At 48.0% G+C, this 13,640-nt stretch carries 15 protein-coding genes (1 of these 15 only partly in view); 10 read left to right on the top strand and 5 right to left on the bottom strand.

Annotation, left to right across the window (positions count from 1 at the left end):
• Positions 1 to 202, bottom strand: the 5' portion of a protein-coding gene (locus AC3B6P_RS04810; protein WP_489804986.1) for a cell division protein ZapA. It extends 185 nt beyond the left edge of the window; only the first 202 of its 387 coding nucleotides appear in the window; it begins with the start codon at positions 200 to 202; its stop codon lies beyond the left edge, outside the window.
• Positions 203 to 205: 3 nt separating this feature from the next.
• On the bottom strand, positions 206 to 436 hold the full coding sequence (locus AC3B6P_RS04805; protein ID WP_489804985.1) for a hypothetical protein: 231 nt from the start codon (positions 434 to 436) through the stop codon (positions 206 to 208).
• Between the two features lie 168 nt (positions 437 to 604).
• Between AC3B6P_RS04805 and AC3B6P_RS04800 the strand changes: the two genes are divergently transcribed.
• A complete protein-coding gene (locus tag AC3B6P_RS04800) occupies positions 605 to 1,174 on the top strand; it encodes a hypothetical protein (protein ID WP_489804984.1) in 570 nt (189 codons plus the stop codon).
• Positions 1,175 to 1,176: 2 nt separating this feature from the next.
• Here AC3B6P_RS04800 and AC3B6P_RS04795 read toward each other — a convergent pair whose 3' ends face one another.
• Genes AC3B6P_RS04795 through epmA form a run of 3 tightly spaced genes read right to left on the bottom strand, consistent with a single transcriptional unit; the run spans position 1,177 to position 3,367 of the window.
• Positions 1,177 to 1,881 (bottom strand): fasciclin domain-containing protein, encoded by a 705-nt coding sequence (locus tag AC3B6P_RS04795; protein ID WP_489804983.1) that lies wholly within the window; start codon positions 1,879 to 1,881, stop codon positions 1,177 to 1,179.
• Between the two features lie 11 nt (positions 1,882 to 1,892).
• A complete protein-coding gene (locus tag AC3B6P_RS04790; protein WP_489804982.1) occupies positions 1,893 to 2,300 on the bottom strand; it encodes a hypothetical protein in 408 nt (135 codons plus the stop codon).
• 56 nt (positions 2,301 to 2,356) lie between these two features.
• Positions 2,357 to 3,367: an EF-P lysine aminoacylase EpmA gene (gene epmA, locus AC3B6P_RS04785; RefSeq protein ID WP_489804981.1), complete on the bottom strand. Its 1,011-nt coding sequence runs from the start codon at positions 3,365 to 3,367 to the stop codon at positions 2,357 to 2,359.
• A gap of 80 nt (positions 3,368 to 3,447) precedes the next feature.
• Between epmA and AC3B6P_RS04780 the strand changes: the two genes are divergently transcribed.
• The 9 genes from AC3B6P_RS04780 (at position 3,448) to AC3B6P_RS04740 (ending at position 13,575) form a co-directional block, all read left to right on the top strand.
• The gene (locus AC3B6P_RS04780) at positions 3,448 to 4,506 is read left to right on the top strand and encodes a lysine-2,3-aminomutase-like protein (RefSeq protein ID WP_489804980.1); all 1,059 of its coding nucleotides are present in this window, start codon (positions 3,448 to 3,450) and stop codon (positions 4,504 to 4,506) included.
• 99 nt (positions 4,507 to 4,605) lie between these two features.
• Positions 4,606 to 5,172 (top strand): elongation factor P, encoded by a 567-nt coding sequence (gene efp / locus AC3B6P_RS04775; protein ID WP_489804979.1) that lies wholly within the window; start codon positions 4,606 to 4,608, stop codon positions 5,170 to 5,172.
• A 4-nt stretch (positions 5,173 to 5,176) separates the two neighbouring features.
• Positions 5,177 to 6,016 (top strand): inositol monophosphatase family protein, encoded by an 840-nt coding sequence (locus AC3B6P_RS04770; protein WP_489804978.1) that lies wholly within the window; start codon positions 5,177 to 5,179, stop codon positions 6,014 to 6,016.
• Between the two features lie 67 nt (positions 6,017 to 6,083).
• Positions 6,084 to 6,890: an OmpA family protein gene (locus AC3B6P_RS04765; protein ID WP_489804977.1), complete on the top strand. Its 807-nt coding sequence runs from the start codon at positions 6,084 to 6,086 to the stop codon at positions 6,888 to 6,890.
• Positions 6,887 to 7,921 (top strand): flagellar motor protein MotA, encoded by a 1,035-nt coding sequence (locus AC3B6P_RS04760; RefSeq protein ID WP_489804976.1) that lies wholly within the window; start codon positions 6,887 to 6,889, stop codon positions 7,919 to 7,921. The genes AC3B6P_RS04765 and AC3B6P_RS04760 overlap by 4 nt, the downstream gene beginning before the upstream one ends.
• 4 nt (positions 7,922 to 7,925) lie before the next feature.
• A complete protein-coding gene (locus tag AC3B6P_RS04755) occupies positions 7,926 to 8,897 on the top strand; it encodes a peptidoglycan -binding protein (protein WP_489804975.1) in 972 nt (323 codons plus the stop codon).
• A gap of 60 nt (positions 8,898 to 8,957) precedes the next feature.
• Positions 8,958 to 10,760, top strand: a complete 1,803-nt coding sequence (lepA, locus tag AC3B6P_RS04750; protein WP_489804974.1) for a translation elongation factor 4 — start codon at positions 8,958 to 8,960, stop codon at positions 10,758 to 10,760.
• Between the two features lie 6 nt (positions 10,761 to 10,766).
• Positions 10,767 to 12,164, top strand: coding sequence for a glycosyltransferase family 2 protein (locus AC3B6P_RS04745; RefSeq protein ID WP_489804973.1), 1,398 nt, complete (start codon positions 10,767 to 10,769; stop codon positions 12,162 to 12,164).
• A gap of 79 nt (positions 12,165 to 12,243) precedes the next feature.
• Positions 12,244 to 13,575 carry an NCS2 family permease gene (locus AC3B6P_RS04740; RefSeq protein WP_489804972.1) on the top strand — a complete coding sequence of 444 codons (1,332 nt, stop codon included), beginning with the start codon at positions 12,244 to 12,246 and terminating at the stop codon, positions 13,573 to 13,575.
• The last annotated feature ends 65 nt before the right edge of the window (positions 13,576 to 13,640 follow it).

The following is a 13,640-nucleotide window of genomic DNA, read 5'->3' as shown; positions in this document are numbered from 1 at the left end:
CCTGTAAATCAGTGACTTCATCAGCAAGCATAAGGGCCGTCAGAAAGAGGGCATGACCGTCATTACTAGGAGCAAGGCGGGTTCTCACTATATTGAGGCGCTTCTCTACCTCTTGGGCGAGAGACTGCACTTGATTCTCTTCACCATCTTTACATCCGACGATATAGGTCGCCCCTGTAATATTGAGCGTAACCTGTGCCATGAATCAATCTTCCTTCTCTTCAGCCGTGACGGTTTCCTGCAAAATGGCGGCGATCCTGCCTTCTAAAGCATCAATCTGCGCCAAGACTTTTGTCATCTGTGCTTCTTTTTGTTTTTTCTGTTGTGCAAGGTGACTCTCACGCTGCTCCAGAATAAATGCCATACGTACTAATGCGTTTTCCAGTCTCTCAACGGGATCATCTTTCTGGAGTTCCGACTCAGGCTGTTCTGTCATATCCACTTTATTCCCTTATTTCTTATGTGACAGTATCAGGGGTTCTGATTCCCTGCAAAAAACTTTTCGCTATCAAACATCTTTCCAAAGAGGGCTTTGTTTATATAACATCATTCATGGAATACAGGCACTAGTAAGCCTTCCAAGACTCTGGCATCATAGATCACGATGAAAGATTTTGACCTCTACCCCTCCCTGCTGCTCGAGAACGGACGTGAGTCCCTTCCTGATAATCTGAAAGATATCTTCGCACATCCACATATTTCAGCATTAAGGCTAGAATATTCTGGCTCTGTGCCTAAAGCTTTGATGGCATCTCTGATACATTTATCACAATCTCACGATGTTGCTCTTATTCTATCCCCTTTAGAAAAATTTAAAATCGACTCTCTGCTTCTAGAAAAAAGTGATGGAGTACATTTTCGTGATGTAACCTCTCTTAAAGCAGGACTTCCCGCCTTAAAGCCCTTCAAATTGCAGGTAGGCTGTTTCTGCGTAACACTTGATGAAGCCATGTACGCCGGTGAAGCAGGAGCTGACTATGTTTCATTCCCAGCCGAATCTTCAGAAATTATAGAAAAATGGAGCTGTTTTGCCGAGCTCCCCTGTGTTGCGGAAGACCCTGCTTCTGTTGCCTCTGCTCTGAGCGCTATACAAAACGGCGCTGAGTTCGTCTCTTTCCCCTTAAAAGGGGACCATAACGACCTGGAGTGGATCAACGCCCTTACAACGGAATAAATTTAATATTCCGTTGCTGAATTATCCGGCACGATCACAGTACTGACAACATATAATGTTCCATTGGATTGCGGATAAGGTTGACTAGTAATACGCGCCGTTGCACCGTTGGACGAAATAACAATCACCTCCCCTGAGGGGAGAGGTCTTAAAAAGATTTTCTTCCCTGTTAAAGTCGTCGCTTCGGCGTTTCCATCATAAAGACGTGCAAGATGGCGTAAACGCGCCAGACTATAATTTCCTATCAAAATCGTATCACCCATAAGGTCAGACAAACGCTTTTGATTAGCCGGAGCCATCAAGCCTCCTGACCAGTTGTGACCGTAGGATTCCAGCGCACCATTAGACAAGGCCAGGACCGTATAAGGCCCATCAGCCTGTAGCCATCTTACCCATCCCGCCTGCTGAACCGCAGCATAATAATCTGCCAATTCAATGGATGAGCTTATATTATCGTCTAGTGTATTATCCTCATAAGAGACAGTCGGCGTCATATGATAGGCAAACTGACTGCTGGGAGGCTGCCCTTTTCTTGGCGTCATATATTGATTACTAATCGATTCAGCATCAGGAAGAAGTTCTGAATAAATTGATTGCTGAACATGATAATGGTTCTGTTGATCCGGCTCTCCACCTCCGCAAGCAGATAAGAGACCCGTCAGACCCAGCAGCAATCCTATATAACAGCCTGCTTTCGACAATGACATGTTATATGTCTTCAACAGCCATCTCCTCTTTTACGCCAGGATATCACACGGTCTTCAACCAGCTCAAACAATGTCTGACATGAGGTCGTGGAATAGCTGGGCGGCAAACCACCGACTCCCCATGGGCCGGGTGCTCCCCAAAATCCGTAACCACCGCCCCATCCCCAGCCCCAATCCGGCGAACCGGGAAAATATTGGGTATCAGTGACGAGATACGCCATAAAATCGTGATCCTGGGTGTGATACGTTGTTGAAGGAACGCCGAAAGTCCGCACAATATCAAGGGACGAATGCCCGATAAGCGAGTCGAGGAGTTTCTTCTGCTGTAATGGAGGCGTTGCGCACCCAGACACAACCAGACCAAGCAACAGCAGGGAGAGAAGATTTTTTCTGATGAAATGGTTTGTCTGTGCCGCCATCCTCGCCTCTGTGAATGATCTCTTTATCACCATAACAGTCATCCTATCATGACAGATCAGCTGAACCAGAGCGTATCGTCAATATGAGGGGCACCAGTCGCCAGCATCACGAGCCGGTCAAAGCCCACGGCAATACCTGAAGAAGGAGGCATGTAAGGAAGAGCCTGCAAAAAATCTTCATCCAAAGGCCAATCCTGTCCTTTATAAAGAGAGGCGCGTCGTGCTCTGTCTTCAGCAAAACGCTCTCTCTGTTCGGCCATATCGGTCAATTCTTCAAACGCATTGCCGAGTTCTAGCCCCGCTGCATAAAGTTCAAAACGAAGTGCCGCCCGCACCTCCTTTGAATCTCTCCTGGCCAAGGCTGCCTGGGGAAAAGGCCAGTGTGTCAGAAAAATCGGCCTTTCCCGCCCGATATAAGGCTCTATCTTCTCCATCATCAAACGAAAAAACAGATCTTCCCAATCTTCATCCTGACGTAAGGGCACCTTGGCCTGATACGCCAAGGCCGGGGCGTCATGAATCGTTCCCAGAAGATCAGCCCCCACGTAACGATGGAATGCCTCCTGCAAGGTCATACGTTCAAAAGGCAGGGTTAAATCGAGCTTGTCTTTTCCAAAACAGACCACTGGCGGTAAAATCGCTTTAAGCAGCTTCTCAGTTTCATCCATCAAAGAGGCCAGATCCGCTCCGGGACGATACCATTCCAACATCGTAAATTCCGGCAGATGGGTGGCACTCTTTTCACCATTTCTCCAGACACGGGCGAGCTGATAAATCGGACATTGCAAAGCAGCCAGAAGCCGTTTCATGGCAAATTCGGGACTCGTATGAAGAAACCTCTTTTCTGGACGTGCCCCATCTGCTCTTTCAAGCATGGTTGAAAAACACTGCAAATGCACCTCTTCACCAGGGGTTTTTACCAAATAAGGGGTTTCAACCTCAAGATAATGCCGCTCATCAAAAAATCTTCTGACATCACGCATCATTTCCATGCGTCTTTTGACGATGGGTGCCTTATCAGACAGATTACGCAATTCATGAGAAAGAGAGACCATAGACCCCGTCATGTAAAAGACTACAAAATTTAACTCGAAAACAAGAAGGGTTTTTGTTGCATAACTCCCTCAAGCTTCGCTAGAGCCAATTTATGCAAAACGCTGACAAACCTTTTTCGTCCCCGACATTACGAACACCACACTCTCTTATCAAAGCGGGACTGGCCTCTCCAAAGGATCTTGCTTTCCTTGAAGAAGTCGCAAAGCGTTATGCCACAGCTATCCCGGCTGCATTCAAGTCCCTCATCGAAAACCCTTCAGACCCTATTGGTAGACAGGTGATTCCCAGTACTGAAGAACTTGTTGTCAGGGATTATGAAAGAGAAGACCCCATTGGTGATGAAGCCTACTCCCCCCTTCCAGGGTTAATCCACCGCTATGAAGACCGCGTTCTTCTCAAACCACTGCTGATTTGTCCGCTCTATTGCCGTTTCTGCTTCCGCCGTGAACATGTCGGCCCGGATGGAGGGCTTTTGAGCGAAGAAGCTCTTCTTAAAATCTTTCAATGGATTAGAGAACACTCCCACATTCAGGAAGTCATTCTCTCTGGAGGGGATCCCCTGATGCTTTCTCCGCGCCGGCTGCATTTTATCATGGAGCAGCTGACTTCTATTGCCCATATTCAGACAATCCGGATTCATTCACGGGTGCCTGTTGCTGCCCCAGAACGAATCACACATGCCTTAACTGATGCTCTTGAAACTGAAAAGGCGCTCTGGATCGTCATACACACCAACCACGCCCGGGAACTCGGTCCTGAAGCGCGCATGGCAATCCGCACGCTTGTTAAAGCTGGTATTCCTCTTCTGTCACAATCTGTGCTTCTGAAAGGAGTGAATGACGATGTTGCTGCACTTGAAGCATTATTACGTGGCCTGATCCAAAATAGAGTCAAACCTTACTATCTTCATCACCTTGACCCAGCTCCTGGCACTTCCCATTTTCACGTCCCGGTAGAGAAAGGACGTGCCCTTCTGGCTACCCTGAGAGGACGCCTTTCAGGACTGGCATGGCCACATTATGTCGTTGATATTCCTGGAGGAAAAGGGAAAGTTCCCATAGGACCAGAATATCTTTTACCCAAAGAAAAAACCGATACCCCGGAAGAAACTATAAAGTCCCCCAAAGGGACAATTCACCAGTTTCGGTAAATAGAGCAAGGAACGCCTTGCATCTTCCCCCTTGCTAACGCTAGAAACCGCTATAAAAGTAAAAACGGGATTATTTACGAGAGCGGAGAACCGACTTCCATGAAACAGCAAGCCAACCTTATCAGAGCTGGACAGGTTATTGAACATAATGGCCGTCGGTGGACGGTTCTGAAGCAACAAATCCTCACGCCCGGGAAAGGTGGCGCCTTTATTCAGGTTGAAATGCGTGACCTAACAACTGGCAATAAAACCAATGAAAGATGGCGTACCGCTGACACGGTTGAGCGCCTCGTCACAGAAGATAAAGACTATATCTATTCTTACACAGACGGCGAAAATATTGTTCTAATGGATCCTGAAACCTTTGAGCAGACCTTGCTGCCACAAGGTATCCTTGGCGATCAGCTTGCTTTCCTCCAAGACAATATGCCCCTGAGCGTCAAACTTGTCGAAGGCGATGCTGTTGCAGTAACCCTTCCTCCACACGTGACACTGGAAGTTGCAGAGGCAGACCCTGTTGTAAAAGGACAGACCGCCAGCTCCTCCTATAAACCAGCTCTTCTGTCCAATGGCGTTAAAACACTCGTTCCGCCTTTTGTGGAAGCCGGTGAACGTATTGTTGTCCGTACCGAAGATGGTTCTTACGTAGAACGCGCTAAGGACTAAGGTTATGCGTTTATCGCCCCATATGGCTGTTATGCATAATGCTGTGCATAAGGCCGCCCGCTCCCTATTGCGGGATTTTGCTGAAGTCGAACAGCTTCAGGTCAGCATCAAAGGCCCGGGAGATTTTGTCTCTCAGGCTGATATGCGTGCTGAAGCAACGATTAAAGAAGAGCTAAGTCGCGCCCGTCCTGGCTATGCTTTCCTGATGGAAGAAAGCGGTGCTTCAGGCAGCGATAATTGGAGCTGGCGCTGGGTTGTCGATCCACTTGATGGGAGCACAAACTTCCTACACGGCATGCCTCACTGGGCCATTTCTATTGGTTTGCAACGCCGCATGGCTGATGGCAGCATAGAGCTCGTCGCAGGTGTGGTTTATAATCCCGCTGCCAATGAGCTCTTCTGGGCAGAAAAAGGTGTTGGCGCTTTCTTAAATGAACGTCGCCTACGCGTCTCAGCCCGGCGTAAATTGTCTGAAGCCGTTTTTGCCACTGGAATCCCTTTTGCAAAAGTCTCAGAAGAACATCGTAGGCCCTTTGGGTACACGCTCGGTGCTCTGATGCCAAAGGTTGCTGGAATCCGCCGTTTTGGTGCTGCTGCGCTTGATCTCGCCTGGGTGGCCGCAGGTCGCTTTGAAGGATATTGGGAGCTTGGCATTAAACCCTGGGATTGTGCCGCAGGCCTGATTTTGGTGCGTGAAGCTGGCGGTTACGTCACAGATGCGGAAGGAAATGACCTTAGCGCTCTGGATACGGACGAAATTGTCATTGTTGCCGCCAATCCAAATTTCCATGCCCCCCTGAAAGACCTTGTTCAAGCATCTATCATCAAGGCTTCCAATTACTAAGACATAAAACCCACCCCAGATGCGAAGAGGGTTGCAGGAGAGAGCTTCCCCCGGTTAGGATTACATTATGAGAACCAGACTGATTGTCTCTTTCCTGTTAGGTGCCTCTTTCATTTCAGGCTTTGCCTGTCATGAACGTGCCTTGGCCCAGATTTCAACAAATCTCGATGCCCTTCCCCCTTCTCCATCACCCTCATCACAAGCACCTCAGACAGCACCGCATAGATCACATATAACGCCACGCACGCCTGAACCTCGTGCAACCGAAAATACCTCTGTTAATGCGACAATAGCCGCTGCGCACAAAGCCCCTCCTTCTCCACCGGGTTATACGACGATTCCTTCTGTTCCGTCCGCGCCACCCAAGAACATTGTCATTGCGCCTGCTTTTGTACCTGTTCAGAAACATCCTCCTGTTCCGCCGGAAGAAGTCAAAGCAGACCCTACTGCAAAAAGTTCGTTTAACAGTATTGATCCCAATGAAAAGCGTGTCCTGTTTGAGGCGCAATCGGCCAAAATCAATCAGGCAACGCTTGATTCAATCAATGATTTGGCAAAGAATCTGGCTGAACACCCAACACAACGTATCCGCCTGGAAAGCTATGCAGCAGGCGTTGATGATGACGCATCCATGCCGCGCCGTATTTCTCTAGAACGCGCCATTATTATACGTTCACTGCTTATGCTCAATCATGTTGCCAGCACAAGAATCTATCCCATAGCCCATGGCCTGACTGACCCTTCAGATAAAAATCCGCCAGACCGCGTTGATATCCACATTCTTGAAAATCCTGTCAAAATCGCACCGGGATCTGACCTTTTACCATCCCCATCAGCTCCTGCCACCCATAAGGAGGGAGCAAAAACACCATGACGCGTCCTACAACCTATCTGATCAGAATGTGTTTCTTCCTTCTGGTTATAGCTGCTTTATGTGTCTGGTTAGAACCAACACTCGCTCACGCTTTTATGGCCAACCCTGGGCTTGATGGCACGATCATTGCGATTTTACTCATCGGTATTATCTGGAATATTTATCTCGTAGCCAGGCTTTATCCTGAGGTTAATGGTGCCGAGACCCTGCGCCAGTCCCGCTCTGCCATGATGACACAACGCAGAATGCGCCTGCTTAGCCCTCTCTCAAAATTGGTGGGACAGACAGCAGTACTTAATGAGAAGGTTCCATTGCGTCTTTCCCCTCAGTCAGCAGAATCCATTCTGGACAGTTTAAATGCGCGGATGGATGAAGCCCGTGATGTTTCACGCTACATGACGCAATTGCTCATTTTTCTTGGGCTTTTAGGAACCTTCTATGGCCTCCTTCTGACGATTCGTTCCATTGCTGATGTTATTGGTGGTTTACCATCAGCAGATTCTGACATCGCATTAATGTTCGATCATGTTAAAAATGGCCTGGTACAGCCTTTAGGAGGCATGGCAACGGCCTTTTCCGGCTCCATGTTCGGCCTGGCAGGCGCCTTAATACTCGGCTTTCTCGATTTAACGGCTGGCCAGGCCCAAAATCGTTTTTTCAATGAGTTGGAAGACTGGCTTACCAGTCAGCCCTTCTCCAAAGGCGAAGCTGCCGCCGTTATGAATTCCACTGAATCAGGCACTCTTGCCGCATCTATGGGAAACTGGCTGCCACAAGTTCAAGACTTCATGAGCCTGACAACCGAGAACATTACACTTCTACAGCAAAATCAGGCGGTTTTGCGTTCTCTGGTCCGTGATAACCAGGAAAGCCAACAGCAGCTTATTGCAACCCTACGCGACATATTATCAACCATCGAGCAGCAGAATCGTGAACAGGCCTCCACGCAAATCCTGCAAGATATCGGAAGACAAATCAGGTCACTTCATGATGATCTACGTACCAAATCACACATGAGAGAAGAACCGTAACGCCATGGCACGGCGCAGACGCACCTCTCAAAAGGAGATCAATGCCTGGCCAGGTTATGTTGATGCTCTTTCCACCCTTTTGATGGTCATTACGTTCGTTCTGCTTGTTTTTGTAGTCGGACAGCAATTTCTGTCTGTCTCCATTACGCAGAAGGAGCGTACACTTACCTCCCTCAAAGGGCAGGTCAATCACCTCGCTGAAGTACTTTCCCTCAGGCAGGCAGAACTCCAGCACCTGCAAAAGGATAATCAGCTCAAGGAAAGCCAGCTTACCTTGCTTAAATCAGACCTTGATGAGAAAAGCGGTTCTCTTGAGAAACTCAAGACTGAAAGTGCAGCTCTCGAAAGCTCACAATTCACTACAATGACTTCACTCTCAAAGCAGGTGATGGAACTTTCACGCCAGCTTGAGGCCTTGGCTGATGCACTGGATCTTGAGAAGAAAGCCAGCACGGATAAAGACAGGCAGATCACTGACCTTGGTCAGAAACTGAATCTGGCTCTTGCTGATAAAGTGACACAGTTACAGCGTTACCGGTCAGAATTCTTCGGGCGTCTTCGCGAAATTCTGAAAAACAGACCCGGGATTGAAATCGTAGGGGATCGGTTTGTTTTCCCCTCTGAAATTCTTTTTCCAACGGGAAGCGCTGAACTGACAACAGAAGGAAAGAAAGAGATTCGGACATTGGCCCGCACCTTCCGAAAAGTTGCAAAAACCATCCCGCTTGATATCCCATGGATTCTGCGCGTGGATGGTCATGCTGACCTGCTGCCTATCCATACGATTTACCCTAGCAATTGGGAGCTTTCCTCAGCAAGAGCTATTACAGTGGTGAAAATGCTGATTTCTGAAGGGATAGATCCTCATCATCTCGCCGCTACCGGCTTTTCGGACTATCAACCCCTTGCCAGAGGTTCCAGTCCCAAAGCTCTGGCACGTAACCGCCGTATCGAATTCCGCCTGACAGACCGCTGAGCATTTTATTGAGCCTCAGTGAGTGCTGACAAACATCCTCGAATCACCTATAGACAGACTATGACTGATACACCGCTCTCCCTCATTCGGAATTTCTCGATTATTGCCCATATTGATCACGGCAAATCGACTTTAGCTGACCGTCTTATCGAAGCATGCGGCGCTCTGAGCGCCCGTGAAATGAAGGGACAGGTTCTTGACTCCATGGAGCTGGAACAGGAACGCGGTATCACCATCAAAGCCCAAACAGTACGTCTGACCTACCCTGCAAAAGATGGCAAGATCTATACCCTCAACCTCATGGACACACCTGGCCATGTGGATTTTGCCTATGAAGTCAGCCGCTCCCTGGCTGCCTGCGAAGGGTCGCTCCTCGTCGTTGATGCCTCCCAAGGGGTAGAAGCACAAACGCTGGCGAACGTCTATCAGGCCATTGATGCTAATCATGAAATTGTGCCCGTTCTCAATAAAGTGGACCTTCCAGCAGCCGAACCTGAACGGGTCCGCGAACAGATTGAAGAGGTCGTTGGAATACCGGCTGATGACGCCGTTGAAATCAGCGCCAAAACAGGCCTCAACATCGAAGGTGTTCTTGAAGCTCTGGTGCAGAAACTCCCTGCCCCTACAGGCGATGAAAAAGCCCCTCTTCAGGCATTACTAGTTGATAGCTGGTATGATTCCTATCTGGGCGTTATTATTCTCGTCCGTATCAAGGAAGGGCGTCTGAAACGCGGAGACAAAATCCGCATGATGCAGACAGGCGCTACTTATCATGTCGATCAGGTTGGCGTTTTCCTGCCAAAAATGAAGGCTGTGGACTCTCTTGGCCCTGGTGAGATCGGCTATATTAATGCTGCCATCAAGACCGTAGCAGATTGTAATGTCGGTGATACAATTACGCTAGATAACCGCCCGGCCGACAAGGCCCTGCCCGGCTTCAAACCGTCCATTCCGGTTGTCTGGTGCGGGTTGTTCCCGATTGATGCAGATGATTTTGAAAAACTACGTGACAGTCTGGGTAAATTACGCCTCAATGACGCCTCCTTTCATTTTGAAGCAGAAACCTCTGCAGCCCTTGGCTTTGGCTTCCGATGCGGTTTTCTGGGGCTTTTGCATCTTGAGATTATACAGGAACGCCTTTCACGTGAGTTTGACCTTGATCTGATCGCAACAGCGCCGTCCGTTGTTTATAAGATCGAACGCACTAACGGTACAACTGAAGAGCTGCATAATCCTGCCGATATGCCTGACCTTTCCCAGATTGCAAAAATTGAGGAACCATGGATCAAGGCCTCTATTCTTGTTCAGGACGAATATCTTGGTTCTGTATTAAGTCTATGCAGTGAACGACGCGGTATTCAGGAAGACCTGACCTATGTTGGCAATCGTGCCATGGCGGTCTACCGCCTGCCGCTCAATGAAGTTGTCTTTGATTTCTATGACCGTCTGAAATCCCTGACACGTGGCTATGCCTCTTTCGATTATCAAATGGACGGCTATGAAGAGAGTGACCTCGTTCGTATTTCCATCCTTGTAAATCACGAGCCTGTTGATGCTCTCTCATTTATTGCCCATCGCTCTGCCGCTGAAATGCGGGGACGTGCGATCTGTGCTAAATTGAAAGACTTGATTCCCAAACAGCTTTTCAAAATTGCCATTCAGGCTGCTATTGGCTCCAAGGTGATCGCACGTGAGACAATTGGTGCCTTGTCAAAGGATGTTACGGCCAAATGTTACGGAGGAGATATTTCTCGCAAGAGAAAACTCCTGGATAAACAGAAAGAGGGCAAAAAACGGATGCGGCAATTTGGTAAGGTTGAAATTCCCCAAAGCGCCTTCCTCGCCGCTCTAAAAATGGACTAGAACCTTATGAGTAGATGTGCAGTCCTGCTTTGTGTTCATAATGCACTTAAAGACCTTCACTGGTGGATTGCACATCATCTCTCTGTAGGATTCGACGCCTTACTTATTTGCGATGATCAATCAGATGACGGCACATGGGAGTTTCTTCAGAATGCCGCTCATCGCTACGACATCAGGATCATGCGCACAAACCCTGCGCTCGAGGACACGATAACACGCCGTGAAACAGCCCAAAAAGAGCTGGTCCGTCAGGCTGGCCAATCCCTTCACTGGATCTTACCCTTAGCCCTTGACGAATATTTTTACCCCGAAAACGACTCTGTCCATAATTTCATAACCCAATTGAAAGAAAAATATGGAGAAGAGACTTTTAACCTGACCATGTCTTTCCCCATCAACTGGTGTATTATGGGTCTGGGTCAGAATGACAGTAACAAACTGGACAGTCAGTGCCTGTCACCAAGAGTTCTTTTTACCCGTCATGCCCCTCAGGATTTTAACGATCATAAAATCGTCCGCTTTATTTGCAGACCAGAAGCCCTTTTTGAGAAATTACCAGATCCCTTCAGTTGGATCGACCATGAAGTAGACTGGTCTTATGGACGTATTTTACATGATGCGGCTGCAAGTTCCCAAAACATTGCAAGACGTTATTATAACCGGAACAATGAACATCTCGCAGGCACAGAACGGTTCCTTGATAAAAGTTATGCCATAGTCCTCTCTCTCATTCACGCTTTTCTCCTGGCTCTCGCTTACAGGATCAAAGAAGGCCTGAACCTTTTCCCAGACCCAGGTCCTATACAGCCTTCTTCCTTCAGGTTTTTTGCAGTCGTTACAGAAACTTCACAACTGGCTTTCGACCCGGATAAAAAGACAATGGTCTGGGTTGAAAAGGATAAAATTCCAGCAACAAGATTCAGTCCATTTTACCTGATTGGTGACGTCAAAGATGAGGATATTCCCAGGGAAGGCCTGTTTCTATGGGGCTGGTCTCCACCTCGCGGAAACACTCCTCATCTCATCTCACAAAAATCTGGAAGTGGATATCTAGGAGCATTTCTTGAGCTTATCCCACTCCATATTGTGGAATATGCCCGGAAAGTTTCGCTGATTAATAGACTGGATCAAAGCACAATCCTGCCAGAAGATCCGGCTTTCTGGCTCAAGCCTGTAAAAATTGATGAGACTCTTTTTCCGAAAGCACCTGCACTCCTTAAAAACTGGACAAATCTGCTTCGTTACGGGTTCTCCGCCTTTGGTGTGACAAAAGCCCTCAAAGAAAATGCCTGGATTTCTCCTTCATTACTGGCCTCAGCTTTGTTTGCTCTTCCTGAAACAGAAAGAGCCATGCTGCTTCCCCCTTATCTTAAGGGTATATTCCATGTGTCGCTCAAATCCTGAGAAAAGACAGAAGTCATGACACGCATCAAACCACTATTTTTAGATATTTCTCCGAAATGACCTTTACGAAAATGATCCCATGATAAGCTCATGGCTTGACCGTTTCTTCCATATTTCTGAAAGAGGCTCTACAATTCAACGTGAGCTGACTGCAGGTCTAACGATTTTCAGCGCGATGGCCTATATCGTTGCTGTAAATCCTTCCATTTTGTCAGCAACTGGCCTTGCACGCCATGATATGGTCATGACGACCATCGCCGGGGCAGTTGCCGGGACATTAATCATGGCCCTATGGGCGAAGCTGCCTATCGCCCTTGCGCCGACCATGAGCAGCAATGTCCTTTTTACGCAGGTCATTATCGTACAAGAGCATTTCTCTCCCCAGATTGCTTTTACCGCCGTTCTCTTCAGTGGGTTATGTTTCACTGCCCTGTCACTGACACATATAAGACAAAAGATTATCAGTGCCTTTCCTCCTGTGATCATTATCGGCATACAGGCTTCTATCGGCGCCTTTGCTGCAAGACTAGGCCTGACTACAGCCGGCATCGCAATTCCTTCTCCTGAAGGTCTGAGTTTTGGTTCCTTTTCAGATCCTTCGCTCCTCCTCACCATGGGGGGAATCGTTCTGTGTGGCGCATTTCTGGTTTGTAAAATTCCAGCGGGTTTTTTAATCACAATCGCCCTAATCACGATAATCGGGCTTTTTGTCCCTGATGCTCACGGACATTTTATCACCCAGTTACCAGACCACTTTCTCGACTGGCCAGACTACCCCACCCATCTCCTCTTCCCCTTCGATTTTGCAGGATTCTTCAGCCATATTGGAATAATCCTGCCCATTACACTTTACCTTCTGCTGAGTGATTTTTTTGATGCAACCAGCACCTTGATGAGCGTCATACAACGTTCGAACGCTCATAGTGACGCGACACCCCTAAAATTAAATGCCCGCGCTTTTATCGCTGATGGACTGGCCAGCGTAACGGGCTCCAGCCTGGGGACCAGCACGGTTTCTGCTTATGTTGAAAATCTGACAGGCGCCGAAATTGGCGCCCGTACAGGGCTGACTGCCTTAATTGTAGCGCTTCTTTTTCTCGGTTCCTGTTTTTTATGGCCGCTCATTACGGCCATTCCTGCTCTGGCTACAGCGCCTGTCCTCATAATGGTAGGCTTGAGCATGGCGAGCTGTTTAGGCCAGCTCTCAAACACAATAGATGATATGATCACGCCTCTATTGATGTTTCTTATCGCTGCCGTAACCGGCAACTTTATGCTTAGCCTGACACTTGGAATGCTATTTTACAGCTCTCTGGCCCTGCTTTCCGGGAAATTTTATCGCCTCACACCTATTATAATCGGGCTAGACAGCCTCTTTATTCTTTATCTGATCTTACAGAGCCATTTCTGAAACATTAATTAAACAATCAAGAGAAATATGGCATCAGCTCTGGACTGAATCTTTAACAGGCTTTA

The organism is Aristophania sp. ESL1142, assembly GCF_058107345.1.
This window is presented reverse-complemented; position numbering and strand designations above follow the sequence as displayed.

What these genes read in the sequence shown, in the direction of transcription:
- AC3B6P_RS04755 (WP_489804975.1), top strand. Translation starts at nt 7,926, where the DNA reads ATGGCACGGCGCAGACGCACCTCTCAAAAGGAGATCAATGCCTGGCCA.
- AC3B6P_RS04780 (WP_489804980.1), top strand. Translation starts at nt 3,448, where the DNA reads ATGCAAAACGCTGACAAACCTTTTTCGTCCCCGACATTACGAACACCA.
- AC3B6P_RS04770 (WP_489804978.1), top strand. Translation starts at nt 5,177, where the DNA reads ATGCGTTTATCGCCCCATATGGCTGTTATGCATAATGCTGTGCATAAG.
- AC3B6P_RS04740 (WP_489804972.1), top strand. Translation starts at nt 12,244, where the DNA reads ATGATAAGCTCATGGCTTGACCGTTTCTTCCATATTTCTGAAAGAGGC.
- AC3B6P_RS04805 (WP_489804985.1), bottom strand. Translation starts at nt 436, where the DNA reads ATGACAGAACAGCCTGAGTCGGAACTCCAGAAAGATGATCCCGTTGAG.
- AC3B6P_RS04800 (WP_489804984.1), top strand. Translation starts at nt 605, where the DNA reads ATGAAAGATTTTGACCTCTACCCCTCCCTGCTGCTCGAGAACGGACGT.
- lepA (WP_489804974.1), top strand. Translation starts at nt 8,958, where the DNA reads ATGACTGATACACCGCTCTCCCTCATTCGGAATTTCTCGATTATTGCC.
- epmA (WP_489804981.1), bottom strand. Translation starts at nt 3,367, where the DNA reads ATGACGGGGTCTATGGTCTCTCTTTCTCATGAATTGCGTAATCTGTCT.
- AC3B6P_RS04745 (WP_489804973.1), top strand. Translation starts at nt 10,767, where the DNA reads ATGAGTAGATGTGCAGTCCTGCTTTGTGTTCATAATGCACTTAAAGAC.
- AC3B6P_RS04760 (WP_489804976.1), top strand. Translation starts at nt 6,887, where the DNA reads ATGACGCGTCCTACAACCTATCTGATCAGAATGTGTTTCTTCCTTCTG.
- efp (WP_489804979.1), top strand. Translation starts at nt 4,606, where the DNA reads ATGAAACAGCAAGCCAACCTTATCAGAGCTGGACAGGTTATTGAACAT.
- AC3B6P_RS04795 (WP_489804983.1), bottom strand. Translation starts at nt 1,881, where the DNA reads ATGTCATTGTCGAAAGCAGGCTGTTATATAGGATTGCTGCTGGGTCTG.
- AC3B6P_RS04765 (WP_489804977.1), top strand. Translation starts at nt 6,084, where the DNA reads ATGAGAACCAGACTGATTGTCTCTTTCCTGTTAGGTGCCTCTTTCATT.
- AC3B6P_RS04790 (WP_489804982.1), bottom strand. Translation starts at nt 2,300, where the DNA reads ATGGCGGCACAGACAAACCATTTCATCAGAAAAAATCTTCTCTCCCTG.